The organism is Bacillus cereus group sp. MG16, assembly GCF_040459875.1.
Lineage (GTDB): Bacteria > Bacillota > Bacilli > Bacillales > Bacillaceae_G > Bacillus_A > Bacillus_A paranthracis.
Genome location: NZ_JARVHE010000001.1, coordinates 177,689 through 196,582, shown reverse-complemented (window position 1 = coordinate 196,582; position 18,894 = coordinate 177,689). Strand labels below are relative to the sequence as shown.

Genomic DNA, 18,894 nt, shown 5'->3' with positions numbered 1-18,894 from the left:
TACTTCAAAATATGCTTATCCGAGGAGAAATATTCTGTTTGCTAATCGTACCTTATCATTCAGTAATAATTTGATGTCCTGCCGCTTTTGTTAAACGATTCATAATGGCATTCCCTATTCCTTCATTCGGGAATGATTCACTAAAAATAACATCCACTTCACTTGCATCAAATGTTCTAAGTACATCATATAATTTAGTCGCAACGCTAGCTAAATCACTTCGAACACCACAAGATAATACAACATCCGCGCTATATACATGCTGATACTCTTCTGTCGTTAATACACCGACTTTGAATCCTTCTTCCTTCTTCTCATCCACAAGGCGTTGAATAAATTCACTTGAACCTTCAACAATACTTAGCGGCGCTTTCGGTGCATAATGTGTATATTTCATTCCAGGTGATTTCGGTTTTTCCTTCTCATCCTTTAAAGCCGGATCTAAAGAAACCGTGCCGATTACCGATTCTAATTGTTCTTTCGTAATCCCACCTGGGCGTAATATCGTTGGAACAGCGCTCGTACAATCAATTACAGTCGATTCAACACCGACTCCTGTTGCACCACCATCTACAATACCTGCGATTTTCTCATTTAAATCTTCATATACGTGAGATGCTAACGTCGGGCTTGGACGACCTGAACGATTCGCACTTGGTGCTGCAACAGGTACATTTGCCTCTTCAATAAGAGCAAGAGCTACCGGATGATCAGGCATTCTTACTCCAACCGTATTAAGTCCTGCCGTTACCTTCTCTGAAATCCCTTCTTTTCTAGGTAAAATAATTGTTAAAGGGCCCGGCCAAAAATGCTCCATTAACTGTTCTGCAACTGGCGGAATTTCCTTCACAATACCATCTAACTGCGATTTTGTACCGATGTGGACAATAAGTGGATTATCACTCGGTCTTCCTTTCGCCTCAAAAATTTTCGCAATCGCTTCATCATTCATCGCGTTTGCACCTAGTCCATATACTGTTTCTGTAGGGAAGGCAATCGCCTCATTTTCCCTTAATAATTTTGCTGCTTCTTGTAACTGTGGATAATATTTTTTTCTTTCCACAACATTATCCACAACCCACATATTTGTATGCATTTTTTCCCACGTCCTTTTCTACCCTGAAATACTTGTCTATTTTTAGTTTACTATGAGATTTATCCAAAAGACAAACAAGGTTTATCCACAAAATGTGGATAAACCTAATTAATCCGTGGATAACTTTGTGAATAGCTGACAATTTAGTATTATTGCATTTGGCTCTTTTATATTTTTACAAAAGTGTTCTAACTGTCGAATTCCCTCTGGTACGTCCTCTTTCTCTATCGTAACAAAGTCAAAAAACTGAAAGATCGTTATAGATTGTGGATGATTTGTTAGTAAGTACAATTGTCGAATATTTTTTTCTTTCATATACTGCAAAAACATTTCAAAAAAATATAAGAAAGTCTGTTTATCCACATTAGGTGTGAATAAACAAGAACGAATAAGTGCGTTTTCTTCACTTTGTTCATATCCAATGACTGCCCGTATTTCTTCCGCCTCTTCCAAAATCATAAACTGTGCGTACAACTCATTTATTTTATCATCTTTTTTATTAGCTTGTCCGAAAAAAGAATGCAATCTTTCCACATCTGCCTTCGTCGCAAAATATACCTTCTTCATAATAAATCCCTCCTCTTTTTTATATATGAGAAGGGATTTACGAATAGTACTATTTAGAGAATAAAGATGTAAAAGCTTCTACAATAAATAACTTAACTTCCGGCTTTTCTTCTTCCTCCTCTACTTTTACATACTCATTTCGCTTTTCTTGTTTTTGTTCCACAGGTTTCTCCACTTTTTCCACAGTTTTTGTTTCCTCTTTACTTACAGGTTGTTCTTCTACTTTCGTTTCATTTTTTACTACTTTCTTTTCAGAAGCTGTTACTTTTTTTGCGACTTCCTGCTTTACAACTTTCTTTTCCTTCACCTCATCCCCTTTTTTCTCTTCTACATTTACTACTTCTTCATCATCTATTTGTTTCACTTGCTCCTCTTCAGGAGATTCAGCCTTCACAACATGTTCTTCTTTCCTTACAGCTGTACCACTTGAAAAATCTAAGAAACACATCGGTGGAAATAGTACACACCACCAGTTTGCCCCTTCACCTTCCCCAATTGTAATTAAGACTGCTTCATATTCCCCTGCCGGATAAATAAAATTCCCATATACCTTTGTAGGAAACTTTACATTTTTACTGAAATTCACTTGAAATGAATCTTTACTTCCTTCTTTTTTCAACGTATTTGCTACTGTTTTTTCGATTTCTGGAATATGACTTTGAATGACTTTGCGCGCTTCTTCAAATGAAGTTAAATCAGCTACCCATCCATCAATTTGTGCTTTTACTTCATCACGCACTTTGCGCTTTAACGCTTGGTCTTTATCTGAATCACTATTTGCTAAAATCCGTAATCGAACGGCCTCTTTCGGAATAACTGAAGGCCCTTTCGCATCAGCTTTCATATATCCAAACTGCACAAGTAACTGTGCACCAATTAATAATAGAAGAAGATAAGCAATAACTTGTTTTTTCATTTCCTCCACCGTCCCTTCTACAAACAGTGTGGACAGACTTTCATCTTTCTAAACTATTAAATTCAAAATCTATATGAATTTTTCCACAAAAAAATAGAGTAAGGTGTAAACCTTACTCCATCTCCGCAAATACCATACGATCTTTTCCATTAATATCAAAAACAACCTCAACATGAGCATGTGGAAATGCTTGTTGTAACAGCCCTTTCACGTCCTCACCTTGCCCTACTCCAATTTCAAATGCGACAATTGCTTTCTTCTGCAACACATTCGGCAACTCTTCCATAAAGCGGCGATAGAAATCTAATCCGTCTTCACCACCAACAAGCGCTCTCTTTGGCTCATGCTCTTTCACCACGGGAGAAAGACCACGCCAATCTTCTTCCGGTATATATGGAGGATTTGAAACAACAACATCTAACTTTTGACCCGTTTCATAAAATGGTGATAATAAATCACCATGATAGAACGTTACTTCTGCGCCCAAAGTTTTCGCATTTTCTTTTGCAACTTCAATCGACTCCTGCGCAATATCTACCGTATACACATGAAGATTTTTATTTTCTAAAGCAAGTGTAATCGAAATTGCTCCGCTACCTGTACCAATATCTGCTACATGTATTTTCTCATCACCAAAATGACGCTCGATTCTTTCTAACACTCCTACTATAAGCTCTTCTGTTTCTGGTCTTGGTATTAATACTTCTTCATTCACAAAGAACGATCTTCCATAAAACATTTCATGACCAATCATATATTGAATAGGAATACCTTCTACATGCTTGTGGATAAACTCTGTAAAACTTTTTTCTTGTTCCGCAGTTATTTCTTCACGCATGTTCATCAATAATCCTGTTCTATTCGTCTTTAATACATGACAAAGGACAATTTCTCCCGCATTTTCATCTCGTCCATTCTCCTGTAAAAAAGAAGAAGCCCATTTCAGGGCTTCATAGACACGCATTACTCAGCTGCCTCCATCCTTTGAGCCTGATCTTCCATTACTAAGGCATTGATGAAATCATCTAACTTACCTTGTAAGATTTGATCTAACTTTTGAATCGTTAAACCGATTCGATGGTCTGTAACACGGTTTTGCGGGAAGTTATACGTACGAATACGCTCTGAACGATCACCCGTACCAACAGCTTGTTTACGGTTTTGATCATACTCAGCTTGCGCTTCTTGTCTAAACTTATCATAAACACGTGCGCGTAATACTTTCATCGCTTTTTCTTTATTCTTAATTTGTGATTTCTCATCCTGACATGATACAACTACACCAGTCGGTAAATGCGTTAAACGTACCGCTGACATCGTTGTATTAACGCTTTGTCCACCAGGTCCACTAGAAGCGAATGTATCAACACGAACATCTTTCTCATGAATATCAATTTCTACTTCTTCTGCCTCTGGTAATACAGCTACAGTTGCTGTAGATGTATGGATACGTCCACCAGATTCCGTTTCAGGAACACGTTGTACACGGTGAGCTCCATTCTCGAATTTCAGCTTCGCGAAAGCACCTTTACCGTTAATCATAAAGATAATCTCTTTATATCCACCTAACTCTGTATAGCTAGCCTCGATAATCTCCGTTTTCCAACCTTGTACCTCAGCGTAACGGCTATACATACGGTATAAGTCACCAGCAAATAAAGCGGCCTCATCGCCACCAGCAGCTCCACGAACCTCAACGATAACGTTCTTATCATCGTTAGGGTCTTTTGGTACAAGTAAAATTTTCAGACGCTCTGATAAAGTTTTTTCTTGTGATTCTAACTCAGAAACCTCTTCTTTTACCATTTCACGCATTTCTGCGTCTAACTTATCTTCTAACATTGCTTTCGCATCTTTTAATTGCTCACGAACATCCTTATACTCACGATATACCTCTACCGTTTCCTGTATATCAGACTGTTCCTTTGAATATTCACGAAGCTTATTTGAATCACTAATAATTGCTGGGTCGCTTAGCAATTCATTTAACTTCTCATAACGATTTTCTACAGCTTGCAAACGATCTAACACATCATTCACCTCTACATCCTAGTATCTAATACAAATAGTATATGGTACTTACTCAAAAAAACGCAAATTATATTTAAAAGCGTAAGCGGCTTGCTCAGAATCGCAGGCCACTTTCAACTCTCGACCTTGAAGCGCTTTTTGCTTCAAGCGAGAGAGTGAAATGGCCGGAGATTCTAGCCGCTGAAGCTAGATAATATATTTAAAACCTGCGAAGAGCTAGCCGCTGGAGCTAGATATCACAACTTAAAGCGTAGGCAGCTCACACCACTCACACTCTCTATTCTGAAAAAAACCCGCCTTGCGCAGCGAGTTTTACTTATCTTTGTTTGCAGGAACTGCATGACAATGACGACAGCGTGGTTCATACGATTCTGAAGCACCAACTAAAATAATCGGATCATCAAATGCCGCTGGTTCTCCATCAATTAATCGTTGTGTACGACTTGCCGGAGATCCACATGCAGAACATACTGCTTGTAGTTTTGTTACATGTTCAGCAATCGCCATCAGCTGAGGAACTTGTCCAAATGGTAGACCACGGAAATCTTGGTCTAAACCAGCTACAATGACACGATAGCCACGATTTGCCAATACTTGCACCACTTCCACAATGTCCCCATCAAAGAATTGCACCTCATCGATTGCAATTACATCCATTTCTTCAGTGATATGTTCAAATATATCTTTTGAAGCTGAAACAGGAACTGCTTTTACCTTTAATCCGTTATGTGATACAACGTCTTCTTCACTATAGCGATTATCAATACATGGTTTAAATACAATTGCATGTTGTTTCGCAAATTGCGTACGACGCACACGGCGGATAAGCTCTTCTGATTTACCAGAAAACATACTACCGCAAATCACTTCAATCCAACCGTTCTGATTTATTAAGTACATGAAGCTCTCCTTTCATCTACTTTTTAATTAAAAGTAGGGTAAAGGTATAATATTTTCGCAAAAAAAACAGACAAGCGAATAGATACACTTGCCTGTTTTATGTTTTTATTACTTAAGACCGTATTTCTTATTGAAGCGGTCAACGCGTCCGTCTGCAGTAGCAAACTTCTGACGTCCAGTGTAGAATGGGTGAGAATCAGAACTGATCTCAACTTTTAGTAATGGATAAGTGTTACCATCTTCCCACTCAACAGTTTCGTTAGATCCTCTAGTAGATCCGCTTAAGAATTTGAAGCCTGTGTTTGTGTCCATGAATACAACTTTCTTGTAATCTGGGTGAATTCCTGCTTTCATTCTTTTCATCTCCTTCCGCCCTGAATCATTTTCGAAACAGAGTTTTTCATCTTCAGCTGCATACACAACTATATTGATGAAACACATATGATGAAATTATAACAAGGCTAACTTCATTTTGCAACTACCTGTTTTTGTCTTTTTAATTTTAAAAGCAGAAGCGGCTCGTTCAGAATCGCAGGGCATTGGAACTCTCGACCTTGAAGCGCTCTTTGCTTCGAGCGAGAGAGTGAAATGACCGGAGATTCTAGCCACTGGAGCTGGATATTATCTTAAAAGTGGAGGGGGCTCGCTCAGCTCTGACCAGCTAAGGTTTTTCCGCCCTAAAGGTGCTTTTTACCTTTCGGGCGGAAGGTTCTTAGATGCGAAGAGCTAGCCACCGGAACTGGATATCATTTAAAAGCAGAAGCGGCTCGTTCAGAATCGCAGGGCATTTAGAACTCTCGACCTTGAAGCGCTCTTTGCTTCGAGCGAGAGAGTGAAATGACCGGAGATTCTAGCCGCTGGAGCTGGATATTATCTTAAAAGTGGAGGGGGCTCGCTCAGCTCTGACCAGCTAAGGTTTTTCCGCCCTAAAGGTGCTTTTTACCTTTCGGGCGGAAGGTTCTTAGATGCGAAGAGCTAGCCACCGGAACTGGATATCATTTAAAAGCACAAGCGGTTCGTTCAGAATGGGAGGGGGATGGAGCTGGATATTATCTTAAAATGGAGGCCGCTCATCCAACTAGAACCAACTAATGCCCTTCCACTCATCTCTCTTTAAGATCACCTAAAAAACATAAAAAACTCGCTTACCATAAAATAAGCGAGTCCCAATCTTTTCCCTTTACTTCGTTGTTACATATCTTTTCGAATCTGCAACAATGTTTTGTAAAAATTCTTCATTTGTCTTTGTTTGACGAAGTTTACGTAAGAAACCTTCAACAAAGTCTGGTGTATCACGCATTGTTTTACGAATACCCCATAGCTTGTCTAAATGTTCTTTCGGAATTAATAGATCCTCTTTACGTGTACCAGAACGGCGAATATCAATTGCCGGGAAGATACGACGCTCAGCTAATGAACGATCTAAATGAAGTTCCATATTTCCAGTTCCTTTAAATTCTTCGTAAATTACATCGTCCATACGAGATCCTGTATCAACAAGAGCTGTTGCTAAAATTGTTAAGCTACCGCCTTCTTCGATATTACGTGCAGCTCCAAAGAAACGCTTCGGTCTATGGAAGGCAGCTGGGTCGATACCACCCGATAATGTTCTACCACTTGGCGGAATAACAAGGTTGTAAGCTCGCGCTAAACGGGTAATACTATCCATTAAAATGATAACATCTTTTTTGTGCTCTACAAGACGCATTGCACGTTCTAACACAAGTTCTGCTACTTTAATATGATTTTCCGGTACTTCATCAAAAGTAGAGCTTACAACATCTCCTTTAACAGAACGTTCAATATCTGTTACTTCCTCTGGACGCTCATCAATTAAAAGGACAATTAATTCAGCTTCCGGATGATTGGTTGTAACACTGTGTGCGATTTCTTTTAATAGACTAGTTTTACCAGCCTTTGGAGGCGCGACAATTAAACCACGTTGTCCAAATCCAACTGGTGCAATTAAATCCATGATGCGTGTCGGTAACTTTTTCGGTTCCGTTTCCAATTTCATTTGGCGATCTGGGTATAATGGTGTTAATGCAGGGAAATGCACACGCTCTTTTGCTGACTCTGGATCATCTCCGTTTACAGCTTCAACTTGTAATAACCCAAAGTAGCGTTCATTTTCTTTCGGAGGTCGTACTTTACCAGAAACCTTATCTCCATTACGTAAATCGAAACGACGAATTTGCGAAGCTGAGATATAAATATCTTCTGAGCTTGGAGAGTAGTTGATAGGACGTAGGAATCCAAATCCTTCTGATTGAATAATTTCTAATACGCCTTCCATGAAGAAGAAACCTTCTTTTTCTGCTCGAGCTTTTAAAATGGCGAAGATTAACTCTTTTTTCGTTAATTTGCTATAATACGAAATTTTAAATTCTTTCGCAAGCTCGTATAACTCTTTTAATTTCATGTTTTCTAATGCTGCAATTGACAAATTCATTCAGACACCACACTTTAACGTTATTCTCTTTTCACATGGGTAAAGGGAAAAAATACGGAAGGCAAATAATTAATAATGAAAGGCAATAAGTTCAAGTAGGGTAATATTCACTATTGTAACCCTTTTATCTAGTTTTAATCAATACGTTGAAACACAAATACAAGAAGCGAAGACAAGAAAATTTGTCTTCGCTTTTTATTTAATCCAGCTCCAACAGCTAGAATGTTCGGTGGCTTCACTTCTTCCTACGAGGCAAAAAGCGCCTCGTAGGAAGAAGCTCCATCCCCCTCCCATTCTGAACGAACTGCTTACGCTTTTTACTTAATCCAGTTCCAGCGGCTAGAATCTCCGGTCATTTCACTCTCTCACTCGAAGCAAAGAGCGCTTCAAGGTCGAGAGTTCTAAATAGCCTGCGATTCTGAACGAGCCGCTTACACTTTTTATTTAATAACCAAGTTCGGTTTTTTATTTAAGCTGTGACGTCCGTCTACGAAGCGTACTGTGCCTGATTTTGCGCGCATAACAAGGGATTGTGTTGTTCCTACGCTACCTTTAAATTGAACGCCGCGTAATAGTTCTCCGTCTGTTACACCTGTTGCTGCGAAGATTGCATCGTCACCTTTTACCAAGTCCTCCATGCGAAGGATGCGGTTGATGTCGTCTATTCCCATCTTTTTGCAACGCGCCAATTCAGCGTCGTTTTGTGGTAATAATTTCCCGTGAATTTCTCCACCTAAACATTTTAATGCAACTGCTGCTAACACACCCTCAGGCGCGCCACCAGAGCCGAATAAAATATCTACACCTGTACGATCAAATGCGGTGTTGATTGCGCCAGCTACGTCTCCATCATTAATCAATTTAATGCGAGCACCAGCTTTACGAATTTCTTCAATAATTGCTTGATGACGTGGACGGTTTAAAACTGTCGCTACAACATCTTCAATATCTTTGTTTTTCGCTTTCGCAACTGCACGTAAGTTATCGATAATAGGCGCATCAATATCGACCGCCCCAACTGCTTCTGGGCCAACCGCGATTTTATCCATGTACATGTCAGGAGCATGTAACAAATTACCATGATCTGCAATTGCAATAACAGCAAGAGCATTCCATCCACCAGCTGCTACAATGTTTGTCCCTTCTAAAGGATCAACTGCAACGTCTACACGCGGACCATATCCTGTACCTAATTTTTCTCCGATATATAGCATTGGTGCTTCATCCATTTCACCTTCACCAATTACAACTGTACCTTTCATCGGAATTGTATCAAATACATCACGCATAGCTGATGTTGCTGCACCGTCTGCCTCATCCTTTTTCCCGCGTCCCATCCAACGCGCTGATGATAAAGCTGCAGCCTCTGTTACACGTACTAACTCCATAGATAAACTTCTTTCCACGATAATCCCTCTCCTTTAAGTCTTTATATTTCTGCCGTATTTTGTGAACCGTGTTTTTCTATAAAGTGTACTTCCGCAAGTAGTGATGCTTCGCTTCCCCCTCGCGGAAGTATCACTTATGCGTTCTTCATTTCTTCAATTTCTTGCTTTGTCATTTGTTCTCGCCAAATGTTTGCACCAAGCCCTTTAAGCTTGTCTACTATATTTTCATAGCCACGATCAATATGCTCAAGTCCGGTTACTTCTGTAATTCCATCCGCCATCAATCCTGCAATAACAAGGGCTGCTCCAGCTCGCAAATCACTCGCTTTCACTTTTGCACCTTGTAATAAAACAGGACCAGTTACGATAGCTGACCGACCTTCTACTTTAATTTGCGCATTCATGCGACGTAATTCATCAATATGTTTAAAACGTGCGCCATAAATCGTATCCGTTACAACACCCGTTCCATGCGCCTTTGTTAAAAGTGTTGTAAATGGCTGTTGTAAATCTGTTGGGAAACCTGGATATACAAGCGTTTTTATATCAACTACTTTTAATCTTCTATCACCGTTCACTGTAATCTGGTCATCATTCGTTTCAACTTGGACACCAGCTTCTCTTAATTTTGCAGTAACTGACTCCAAATGCTGAGGAATAACATTATCAACTGTTACTTCTCCTCCTGACGCAGCACCTAAGATCATATACGTACCCGCTTCAATACGATCTGGAATGATCGTATGATGACAACCGTGCAATGAATCCACACCATCAATTCGGATTACATCTGTACCAGCACCTTTAATGCGTGCTCCCATGCTAGTTAACAGTGTAGCTACATCAATAATCTCCGGTTCTTTCGCTGCGTTTTCAATAACAGTTCTACCTTTCGCTCGTACAGCTGCTAGCATAATATTAATCGTAGCTCCTACACTAACAACATCTAAATAAATACGTGCCCCTCGTAGTTCATCTGCTCTTAAATAGATAGCACCTTGTTCATTCGTAACATGTGCACCTAACGCTTCAAATCCTTTAATGTGCTGATCAATCGGCCTCGGTCCTAAGTGACATCCACCTGGAAGCCCAATAACAGCTTTTTTAAAACGGCCAAGCATCGCACCCATTAAATAATAAGAAGCACGCAATTTTTTCACTTTTCCATTTGGTAAAGGCATTGCAACCATGTTAGAAGGATCGACTACCATCTCTTCCTCCTGTCCATAAGTCACTCTCCCTCCAATTTCCTCTAGTAAGTCTCCTAACATTTTCACGTCCGAAATATTAGGGACACCACCAATAGTTACTGGAGTATCTGCTAAAATTGTCGCTGGAATTAGTGCAACGGCGCTGTTCTTTGCACCACTCACGCGAATTGTTCCATTTAAAGCTCTTCCGCCTTCAATTAGCAATTTTTCCATATTGAGCTCCCTTCTTGTGAATGTATTTACTTTCTATATTTTTATAGAAAGCTCCCCCTTAAGAATCTCAATTACTTTTCCATGCCAAAACTCAATAAATAGGAAACCATTATCTTCATTTCTCCTGTAATACAAAAAGATAAAGATTAACTATTTATCGAATTTACTTTATCAATTTAGATACGTTATCACATTTATTAATAGGACTATGCACATTATTTTCTATTTCAAAAACAAAATGATAAAATCTTTAGACTTGTTCACGCTTTCATTATACAACGAAAGGAAACCGTCTAAAAGAGTAGACGGTTTCCAAAACGGAATTTTATTCTTACGCTTTACCGTTAGAACCGAATTCGCGAATTTTACCAATAACAGTTGCTTTGATAGCGTCGCGGCCAGGTCCGATAAATTTACGAGGATCGTAAACTTCTTGGTCTTTGTTTAATACTTCACGAACAGCTTTTGTAAACTCAATTTGGTTCTCAGTGTTTACGTTGATTTTTGAAGTACCTAAAGAGATAGCTTTTTCGATATCAGCAGTTGGGATACCAGTACCACCGTGTAATACTAAAGGTACGCCAGTGAAGTCACGAACTTGTTCCATTTCAGCGAATCCTAAGTTAGGCTCACCTTTGTAAGGACCGTGTACAGAACCTAAAGCTGGAGCTAGGCAATCGATACCTGTTGCTTCAACAAGGTGCTTACACTCAGCTGGGTCAGCGTAAATTACGCCTTCAGCGATTACGTCGTCTTCTTGTCCGCCAACTGTTCCAAGCTCAGCTTCAACAGATACGTTACGAGCGTGTGCGTATTCTACTACTTTTTTAGTAGTTTCTACGTTTTCTTCGAATGGGTGGTGAGAAGCGTCGATCATTACAGATGTGAAACCTGCATCGATTGCTTCTTTACATTTTTCGAAGCTTGAACCATGGTCAAGGTGAATCGCTACAGGAACAGTGATGTTCATTTCTTCGATTAAAGCTTTAACCATAGCTACAACTGTTTTGAAACCAGTCATATGACGAGCTGCACCCTCAGATACACCTAGGATTACAGGAGATTTTTCTTCTTCCGCAGCAGCTAAGATAGCTTGAGTCCACTCTAAGTTGTTCATGTTGAATTGACCAACTGCGTATTTTCCTTCTAGTGCTTTGTTTAGCATTTCTTTCATAGAAACTAAAGGCATGGTGAATCCTCCTAAAAAACGTTTTTTGTATCCGATAAGTTCTTATCGCTGGTAGTATGACCAGAATAAGGTAAAATATGTATATCTACATACCGGACTTTTTTCTACACTCAATAGGATAACAACTTGTACTCAAAAACTCAACCGTATTCACCTGCACAATAGTCCATGTAAACGCTTTTTTCCATATTTTTTATAAAAAATTCATTTTTAAGCCTCTACAGCGAGCTCATTTCTCACCGCTTGACGAATTTCATCAATATCAAATGGTTTAGCAAAATGCATTAAAGCACCTAAATCTTTTGCTTCTTGGATCATATCAAGCTCTCCGTAAGCAGTCATTAAAATCACTTTAATACTCTCGTCAATTTCTTTTACATGCTTTAAAATCTCTATACCATCCATACCTGGAATTTTCATATCTAACACAACTAAATCTGGATTATCTTTTTTCACGATATCTAAAGCTTGAAATCCATTCGCTGCTTGGAATGTCTGATAACCTTCTTTTTGGAACACTTCATGTAATAACACACGAATGCCATATTGATCATCAACGATTAAAATTTTCCCTTCCATAACTCCCAACCTTTCTGTGTAAGTACAAGATTTAAAGCTTCTTATATCTTAACGATTAATTTTCGCTATTCTTTACCAAATTCCTTCCTATTTCTTTCTTATTTTACCGTTTCCTATTTTGTTATGCCACCTTCGATTTCACCTTTCTAAAAAAATAAACTATAATGAAAGCCGGTAAACACGTACGAAGGGAGTAACATTATGTTAAAAATTTTTTCAACCCAATTAAGCGGTTATTTCTCCAGAGTTTCTCAAAAAGAGGAAATGAATATAGAAGATAGCGCCCGTCTACTTGCTCAAGCATTAGTTGGCGAAGGTTTCATTTATTTACATGGTACAAATGAAATGGAGGGAGTTGTTGCTGAAGCGCTATTCGGTACTGAACCAATGAAGCAAGCAAAACGATTATTTGAAAATGGTAAGGAAGTAGAAGTAACTTCTGCAGATCGTGTACTTCTTATTAGCCGTTTTTCAACAGATGAAGAAGTTGTAGCAATAGCAAAAAAACTTCAAGCAGATGGACACTCTATTGTCGGCATTTCTGCTATTCAAGAAGGCAATGAATCACTAGAACAATATACAGATGTACATATTGATACAAAACTGTTAAAAGGGCTTATTCCAGACGATGAAGGTAATCGCTACGGATTCCCAAGCTTAATGATAGCTTTATTTGCATATCACGGAATCAAATTTACAATCGATGAAATGTTAAATGAATATTAAAAAAAGCGCCCTATTTCAGGCGCTTTTTTATTACTTGCTCTCTTTATTCGTAATAGACGCTCTTACGAAGTCATGGAACAATGGTTGTGGACGGTTTGGACGAGAAACAAGTTCTGGGTGGAACTGTGCTGCTACGAACCAAGGGTGATCTTTTAATTCAACGATTTCAACTAAACGGCCGTCTGGGCTTGTACCAGAGAATACAAATCCTGCTTTTTCCATATCCGGACGGAATTGATTGTTGAACTCATAACGATGACGATGACGCTCATATACAACCGGCTCATTGTACGCGTTGTAAGCATTTGTTTCTTCAGCAAGCTTACATGGGTATAGACCAAGACGAAGTGTACCACCTAAGTCTTCTACATCTTTTTGTTCTGGTAATAAGTCGATGATTGCATAAGGTGTGTCAGGATTGATTTCAGAAGAGTTAGCTCCTTCTAATCCTAATACGTTACGTGCGAATTCGATTGATGCAAGTTGCATACCTAAGCAAATTCCTAGGAATGGAACTTTGTTTTCACGAGCATATTGAATTGCAACGATTTTACCTTCTACACCACGATCACCGAAGCCACCTGGTACAAGGATACCATCTGTGTCTCCTACTAATTCTTGTACGTTCTCTGCTGTTACGTGCTCAGCATTTACCCATTTCACTTCTACATCTGTGTCGAAAGAGTAACCCGCATGACGAAGTGCTTCTACAACAGAAATGTATGCATCTTGAAGCTCTACGTATTTACCAACAAGAGCGATTTTTGTTTTCTTAGAAAGGTTACGCACTTTTTCAACTAGCGCAGTCCACTCTGTCATATCTGCAGCTGGATTGTCTAATTTTAAGTGATCGCAAACGATTTGGTCCATATTTTGCTCTTGAAGAGATAATGGAACTGCATATAAAGTATCTGCATCGCGTGCTTCAATAACTGCTTTTGTATCAATGTCACAGAATAATGCAAGCTTGTCTTTCATATCTTGAGAAACAGGCATTTCTGTACGAACAACGATAATATTTGGTTGAATACCTAAACTGCGAAGCTCTTTAACGCTATGTTGCGTTGGTTTTGTTTTCATTTCACCCGCTGCTTTTAAGTACGGGATTAACGTACAGTGAATGTACATTACATTGTCACGACCGATGTCGCTCTTAATTTGACGGATTGCTTCTAAGAATGGTAGAGACTCGATGTCACCAACAGTTCCACCGATTTCTGTAATAACAACGTCCGCGTTTGTTTCGCGACCAGAACGGTATACGCGCTCTTTAATTTCGTTAGTAATGTGAGGAATAACTTGAACTGTTCCTCCTAGGTATTCACCACGACGCTCTTTTTGAAGAACTGAAGAGTAAATTTTACCTGTTGTTACGTTGCTGTATTTGTTTAAGTTGATGTCGATGAAACGCTCATAGTGACCAAGGTCTAAGTCTGTTTCTGCACCATCATCTGTTACGAATACCTCACCGTGTTGGTATGGGCTCATAGTCCCTGGGTCTACGTTAATGTATGGATCAAACTTTTGAATTGTTACGTTTAAACCACGATTTTTTAAAAGTCTTCCAAGAGATGCTGCTGTAATACCTTTTCCTAGAGACGATACTACACCGCCTGTTACAAAAATATACTTAGTCATGAAAAAGCTCCCTTCTATTTTGCTGTTATATAATCACCGTTGCAAAGCGCAACGTATGTAGATAACACTGTATCCATCTTATTGTTAGACTCTTTTTATTTTCTAAACAAAAAACAAAAAAGAAAATTGCTCCCCTCATCACATAAAGTAATAAGTAGGGAGCAATTTTCTTTTATATTTACACTTTAAAAGTATTATCGTCCTTTTTTAAAGAGCCCAAAAATGATTCTACATGGACGATAATGAAAAGTCAAGAACTACAGTTCTTCCTCTTCTTCTTCAGTTTCATCATACTCAAGTTCTTCTTCAGCGAAGTCATCTTCATCTTCATCTAAATCATCAAGATCATCGTCGTCTCCGTCTTCGTCTTCAAGAACCTTGTCCAAATCTTCTACATCATCATCTTCGTCTTCATTTCCGTCTACATCATCAAAGTCATCTTCATCTTCTTCAATGTAGTCGTCAAAACCGTCTTCTTCAACTTTACGTTTCTTCTTCGGTTTTGGTTGAGGCAAGATTTCTTCATCAATTTGCTCGTATGGGTACCAGCTGCGTAGCCCCCAACGATTTTCTCCTAAATTAATGAAACGTCCATCGATGTTTAAGTCTGTATAAAATTGTGCGATTTTCGCATTAACTTGCTCTTGAGATAGTCCCAGCACTTGAGCGATTTCTTGAACCAACTCGTTGAATGTCGTTGCTTGTTTTTTATCCCCTAAAACGCTATGTACAACTTCAATCATTGAACATTCTTTTAGCTCTTCTGGTGAATATTGCTTAAAATCCACTTATGCGGCACTTCCTTTCATCAAATATAACCTTATATATAACGGCCTGCTTAAAAAAATCCATACTATTCATTATAAACAAAAGTCGCACAAATATGCTACAAAAAAAAACGGGAAACTTTTATAAGGTAATAAATTTATAATTTGTCCATTCCTTATTTCGGAAGCATATGAGCCCCTTGCAATACATACCTAATTTGCATGTCTGTATATTCTTCGAGCGTATATAGCTTTTGCAGCGCCCAACGTCGAAATCCCCACATCTGTCCCTGTATAAAAATATTATGCGCAAGAAGCTGTATTTCTTTTTTATTTAATGTAAATGTTCCGTTTTCCGTACACTGTTCCAAAATATTCTCAAACATTCCTACCATTTGAAACTCCTTTTCTAATACGTATGGGAGTGATTCTTTCGGTAAAAAGCGTACCTCTTGATACATTATTAATACTTCTTCCTGCAATTCGTCCATCACTTTAAAATAATTCGTTATTGCTATCTTTAAACTTTCTACACTTCCTTTTTCCGTACAAACTACTTCCTCTAATCTTTCTTTTACATGTTCATAAATACTATCACAAACTAAATACAAAACATCATCTTTTGTACGAATGTATTCATAAAGCGTTCCAATACTAAATCCAGCTGCCTTTGCAATCTCTCTCGTTGTTGTACGCGGAAATCCTTTTTGTTTAAACAGTTGCACTGCACCTTTAATCATTTGTTCACGCCTTAACGCGACTAATTTTTCATCTTTCACTGATGCATGCACATTATGTTTAACCATCCCCTTCACCTCTCTATTATTTTTTGGAAGGAAAAAGCGTAGGAAAATACCTACGCCTTTGATCCTACTTCGTTAACATACGAGAAATTACGAGCCTTTGAATCTCTTGTGTTCCTTCATATATCTGTGTAATCTTTGCATCTCGCATGTATCGCTCTACTGGATAATCTTTCGTATAACCGTAACCACCAAATACTTGTACCGCTTCCGTCGTCACCTTCATCGCTGCATCACCTGCAAATACTTTTGACATCGCTGACTCTTTCCCATACGGAAGCCCTTCCGATTCCAGCCAAGCTGCTTGATATGTTAGAAGACGCGCCGCCTCCACATCCGTTGCCATATCTGCAAGTTTAAAGCCAATCCCTTGCTGCGCCGCAATCGGCTTCCCAAACTGATGACGCTCTCTTGCATATTCTACAGAAGCATCTAAAGCCCCTTGTGCAATACCAACCGCTTGCGCCGCAATACCGTTACGGCCACCATCTAATGTTTGCATCGCTATCTTAAACCCTTGTCCTTCTTCCCCTAGTAAATTCTCTACAGGAATACGGCAATCTTCGAACATAATTTCAGTTGTTGGTGAAGAGCGAATCCCTAATTTACTCTCCTTCTTCCCAACTGAAAATCCTGGTGTATCACTTTCCACTATAAATGCACTCGTGCCACGCTGCTTCGATTCAGGATCAGTTAATGCGAAAACAACATAAATATCAGCAATACCACCATTAGTGATAAATATTTTTGATCCATTTAATACATAATGGTCTCCATCTCTTTTGGCGATCGTCTTCATTCCACCAGCATCCGATCCAGACCCTGGCTCCGTTAAGCCGTACGCACCAATTTTCTTTCCTTCAGCCATCGGTCGTAAAAATGTTTGCTTTTGCTCTTCTGTTCCAAATTTAAAAATTGGCCAACCAGCAAGTGAAGTATGTGCAGACAATGTTACACCTGTAGAAGCACATACGCGTGATAATTCTTCAATAGCAATTACATACGCCAAGTAATCGCTTCCAATTCCGCCGTATTCTTCAGGCCACGGAATTCCGGTTAAACCAAGCTCTGCCATTTGATCAAATAGCGCACGATCAAACCTCTCTTCTTCATCACGTTCAGCTGCTGTCGGTGCTACTTCGTTCTTAGCAAAGTCCCGAACCATTTTTCTTATCATTTCATGTTCTTCTGATAGTTTAAAATGCATGCCCGTCTCCCCCTTGTGCTTTTATAAAGCCCGGCTAATAACAAGTTTCTGTATTTCACTCGTTCCTTCATATATTTGCGTGATTTTCGCATCACGGAAAAATCTTTCTACTGGATAATCTTTCGTATAACCGTAGCCACCAAATACTTGCACTGCTTCAATCGCAACTTCAACAGCCGTTTTAGAAGCGAATAATTTCGCAATAGATGCTTCTTTACCACATGGTAATCCTTGCGCTCTTAGCGATGCCGCCCTATATACGAGTAATCGCGCCGCTTCTACGCTAGTTGCCATATCTGCAAGTTTGAAGCCAATCCCTTGCTGCGCCGCAATTGGCTTTCCGAATTGCTCACGTTCTTTCGCATAATCAATCGCACATGCAAGCGCCGCTTCAGCAATACCTAATGCTTGCGCCCCAATTCCAATTCGTCCAACATCTAAATTCGCCATCGCTACCTTAAATCCTTGTCCTTCTTCACCAAGTAAATTCTCAGCCGGTACCTTCATATCCTCGAACGTAAGTTGTACAGTGCGAGAACCGAGCAGTCCCATTTTATGCTCATCTTTACCGATAATTAAGCCTGGTGTATCTTTCTCTACTATGAATGCAGAAATCCCACTCTTTCCTGCCTCTGGATTTGTAGAAGCGAATACAATATATGTACTTGCTTCACCACCATTTGTAATGAACACCTTCGATCCATTAATAATGTAATGATCGCCTTTCTTCACAGCTCTTGATTTCAAACTTCCTGCATCCGATCCTGCATTTGGTTCTGTTAATGCAAATGCACCTAAATATTCACCAGTCGCAAGTTTAGAAACGTATTTCTCTTTCTGTTCTTCTGTTCCGAAATATAAAATCGGGTTCATTCCAACTGACGTATGTACAGCTAAAATTACACCAACTGTTGCGCTTACCTTTGAAATTTCTTCAATTGCTAAAATGTAAGAAATAAAATCCATTTCTGCACCACCGTATTTTGCAGGCGCTGGAATTCCCATTAATCCAAGCTCACCCATCTTCTGCAAAATCTCTTTTGGGAACACCCCTTGTTCCATACTAGGAACAAAGGGAGCAATTTCCTTCTGTGCAAAATCTCGAACCATTTTCCTCATCATTTGCTGCTCTTCATTAAAACGAAAGTTCATATACTCCGCCTCCATTTGCTATATAACCTTTTAACAATTTGGTAAGACCACTATTTTGT

18 protein-coding genes are annotated in these 18,894 nt (G+C 39.2%); 1 reads left to right on the top strand and 17 read right to left on the bottom strand.

Annotated features, from left to right (window positions below; genetic code table 11):
* Positions 1 to 55 precede the first annotated feature (55 nt).
* From QCI73_RS00915 to spo0F, 12 genes are all read right to left on the bottom strand, one after another.
* Positions 56 to 1,096 (bottom strand): L-threonylcarbamoyladenylate synthase, encoded by a 1,041-nt coding sequence (locus QCI73_RS00915; protein WP_353822356.1) that lies wholly within the window; start codon positions 1,094 to 1,096, stop codon positions 56 to 58.
* A gap of 108 nt (positions 1,097 to 1,204) precedes the next feature.
* Entirely contained in the window at positions 1,205 to 1,663 is a 459-nt protein-coding gene (locus tag QCI73_RS00910; RefSeq protein WP_048552890.1) for a GNAT family N-acetyltransferase, read from the bottom strand.
* 49 nt (positions 1,664 to 1,712) lie between these two features.
* A complete protein-coding gene (gene spoIIR / locus QCI73_RS00905) occupies positions 1,713 to 2,579 on the bottom strand; it encodes a stage II sporulation protein R (RefSeq protein ID WP_327923303.1) in 867 nt (288 codons plus the stop codon).
* A gap of 112 nt (positions 2,580 to 2,691) precedes the next feature.
* On the bottom strand, positions 2,692 to 3,543 hold the full coding sequence (gene prmC / locus QCI73_RS00900; RefSeq protein ID WP_001267033.1) for a peptide chain release factor N(5)-glutamine methyltransferase: 852 nt from the start codon (positions 3,541 to 3,543) through the stop codon (positions 2,692 to 2,694).
* Positions 3,543 to 4,610, bottom strand: a complete 1,068-nt coding sequence (gene prfA / locus QCI73_RS00895) for a peptide chain release factor 1 (RefSeq protein ID WP_000887065.1) — start codon at positions 4,608 to 4,610, stop codon at positions 3,543 to 3,545. Before prfA ends, prmC begins: the two co-directional genes overlap by 1 nt.
* A 312-nt stretch (positions 4,611 to 4,922) precedes the next feature.
* Positions 4,923 to 5,510 carry a thymidine kinase gene (locus QCI73_RS00890; RefSeq protein ID WP_262724296.1) on the bottom strand — a complete coding sequence of 196 codons (588 nt, stop codon included), beginning with the start codon at positions 5,508 to 5,510 and terminating at the stop codon, positions 4,923 to 4,925.
* A gap of 108 nt (positions 5,511 to 5,618) precedes the next feature.
* On the bottom strand, positions 5,619 to 5,864 hold the full coding sequence (locus tag QCI73_RS00885) for a type B 50S ribosomal protein L31 (RefSeq protein WP_000643437.1): 246 nt from the start codon (positions 5,862 to 5,864) through the stop codon (positions 5,619 to 5,621).
* Positions 5,865 to 6,690: 826 nt separating this feature from the next.
* Positions 6,691 to 7,962 carry a transcription termination factor Rho gene (gene rho, locus QCI73_RS00880; RefSeq protein ID WP_001053898.1) on the bottom strand — a complete coding sequence of 424 codons (1,272 nt, stop codon included), beginning with the start codon at positions 7,960 to 7,962 and terminating at the stop codon, positions 6,691 to 6,693.
* Positions 7,963 to 8,402: 440 nt separating this feature from the next.
* Positions 8,403 to 9,368 (bottom strand): class II fructose-bisphosphatase, encoded by a 966-nt coding sequence (gene glpX, locus QCI73_RS00875; RefSeq protein ID WP_000442333.1) that lies wholly within the window; start codon positions 9,366 to 9,368, stop codon positions 8,403 to 8,405.
* A 116-nt stretch (positions 9,369 to 9,484) separates the two neighbouring features.
* The gene (murA, locus tag QCI73_RS00870) at positions 9,485 to 10,774 is read right to left on the bottom strand and encodes a UDP-N-acetylglucosamine 1-carboxyvinyltransferase (protein ID WP_000413260.1); all 1,290 of its coding nucleotides are present in this window, start codon (positions 10,772 to 10,774) and stop codon (positions 9,485 to 9,487) included.
* Between the two features lie 331 nt (positions 10,775 to 11,105).
* Positions 11,106 to 11,963, bottom strand: coding sequence for a class II fructose-bisphosphate aldolase (locus QCI73_RS00865; RefSeq protein ID WP_001131850.1), 858 nt, complete (start codon positions 11,961 to 11,963; stop codon positions 11,106 to 11,108).
* Positions 11,964 to 12,173: 210 nt separating this feature from the next.
* The gene (gene spo0F / locus QCI73_RS00860; RefSeq protein WP_000398594.1) at positions 12,174 to 12,542 is read right to left on the bottom strand and encodes a sporulation initiation phosphotransferase Spo0F; all 369 of its coding nucleotides are present in this window, start codon (positions 12,540 to 12,542) and stop codon (positions 12,174 to 12,176) included.
* Positions 12,543 to 12,743: 201 nt separating this feature from the next.
* Between spo0F and QCI73_RS00855 the strand changes: the two genes are divergently transcribed.
* Positions 12,744 to 13,268, top strand: a complete 525-nt coding sequence (locus QCI73_RS00855; RefSeq protein WP_000912424.1) for a DUF2529 domain-containing protein — start codon at positions 12,744 to 12,746, stop codon at positions 13,266 to 13,268.
* A gap of 30 nt (positions 13,269 to 13,298) precedes the next feature.
* Here QCI73_RS00855 and pyrG read toward each other — a convergent pair whose 3' ends face one another.
* From pyrG to QCI73_RS00830, 5 genes are all read right to left on the bottom strand, one after another.
* Positions 13,299 to 14,906 carry a CTP synthase gene (gene pyrG, locus QCI73_RS00850; RefSeq protein WP_000170453.1) on the bottom strand — a complete coding sequence of 536 codons (1,608 nt, stop codon included), beginning with the start codon at positions 14,904 to 14,906 and terminating at the stop codon, positions 13,299 to 13,301.
* Between the two features lie 257 nt (positions 14,907 to 15,163).
* Positions 15,164 to 15,694: a DNA-directed RNA polymerase subunit delta gene (rpoE, locus tag QCI73_RS00845; protein ID WP_353822355.1), complete on the bottom strand. Its 531-nt coding sequence runs from the start codon at positions 15,692 to 15,694 to the stop codon at positions 15,164 to 15,166.
* 155 nt (positions 15,695 to 15,849) lie between these two features.
* Entirely contained in the window at positions 15,850 to 16,479 is a 630-nt protein-coding gene (locus QCI73_RS00840; protein ID WP_000238604.1) for a TetR/AcrR family transcriptional regulator, read from the bottom strand.
* Positions 16,480 to 16,543: 64 nt separating this feature from the next.
* A complete protein-coding gene (gene acdA, locus QCI73_RS00835) occupies positions 16,544 to 17,683 on the bottom strand; it encodes an acyl-CoA dehydrogenase AcdA (protein WP_000545533.1) in 1,140 nt (379 codons plus the stop codon).
* 21 nt (positions 17,684 to 17,704) lie between these two features.
* Positions 17,705 to 18,835 carry an acyl-CoA dehydrogenase gene (locus QCI73_RS00830; RefSeq protein WP_001011168.1) on the bottom strand — a complete coding sequence of 377 codons (1,131 nt, stop codon included), beginning with the start codon at positions 18,833 to 18,835 and terminating at the stop codon, positions 17,705 to 17,707.
* Positions 18,836 to 18,894: the final 59 nt, after the last annotated feature.

What these genes read in the sequence shown, in the direction of transcription:
- QCI73_RS00915 (WP_353822356.1), bottom strand. Translation starts at nt 1,096, where the DNA reads ATGCATACAAATATGTGGGTTGTGGATAATGTTGTGGAAAGAAAAAAA.
- QCI73_RS00910 (WP_048552890.1), bottom strand. Translation starts at nt 1,663, where the DNA reads ATGAAGAAGGTATATTTTGCGACGAAGGCAGATGTGGAAAGATTGCAT.
- spoIIR (WP_327923303.1), bottom strand. Translation starts at nt 2,579, where the DNA reads ATGAAAAAACAAGTTATTGCTTATCTTCTTCTATTATTAATTGGTGCA.
- QCI73_RS00885 (WP_000643437.1), bottom strand. Translation starts at nt 5,864, where the DNA reads ATGAAAGCAGGAATTCACCCAGATTACAAGAAAGTTGTATTCATGGAC.
- QCI73_RS00830 (WP_001011168.1), bottom strand. Translation starts at nt 18,835, where the DNA reads ATGAACTTTCGTTTTAATGAAGAGCAGCAAATGATGAGGAAAATGGTT.
- QCI73_RS00890 (WP_262724296.1), bottom strand. Translation starts at nt 5,510, where the DNA reads ATGTACTTAATAAATCAGAACGGTTGGATTGAAGTGATTTGCGGTAGT.
- rho (WP_001053898.1), bottom strand. Translation starts at nt 7,962, where the DNA reads ATGAATTTGTCAATTGCAGCATTAGAAAACATGAAATTAAAAGAGTTA.
- pyrG (WP_000170453.1), bottom strand. Translation starts at nt 14,906, where the DNA reads ATGACTAAGTATATTTTTGTAACAGGCGGTGTAGTATCGTCTCTAGGA.
- spo0F (WP_000398594.1), bottom strand. Translation starts at nt 12,542, where the DNA reads ATGGAAGGGAAAATTTTAATCGTTGATGATCAATATGGCATTCGTGTG.
- QCI73_RS00855 (WP_000912424.1), top strand. Translation starts at nt 12,744, where the DNA reads ATGTTAAAAATTTTTTCAACCCAATTAAGCGGTTATTTCTCCAGAGTT.
- murA (WP_000413260.1), bottom strand. Translation starts at nt 10,774, where the DNA reads ATGGAAAAATTGCTAATTGAAGGCGGAAGAGCTTTAAATGGAACAATT.
- QCI73_RS00865 (WP_001131850.1), bottom strand. Translation starts at nt 11,963, where the DNA reads ATGCCTTTAGTTTCTATGAAAGAAATGCTAAACAAAGCACTAGAAGGA.
- acdA (WP_000545533.1), bottom strand. Translation starts at nt 17,683, where the DNA reads ATGCATTTTAAACTATCAGAAGAACATGAAATGATAAGAAAAATGGTT.
- QCI73_RS00840 (WP_000238604.1), bottom strand. Translation starts at nt 16,479, where the DNA reads ATGGTTAAACATAATGTGCATGCATCAGTGAAAGATGAAAAATTAGTC.
- prmC (WP_001267033.1), bottom strand. Translation starts at nt 3,543, where the DNA reads ATGCGTGTCTATGAAGCCCTGAAATGGGCTTCTTCTTTTTTACAGGAG.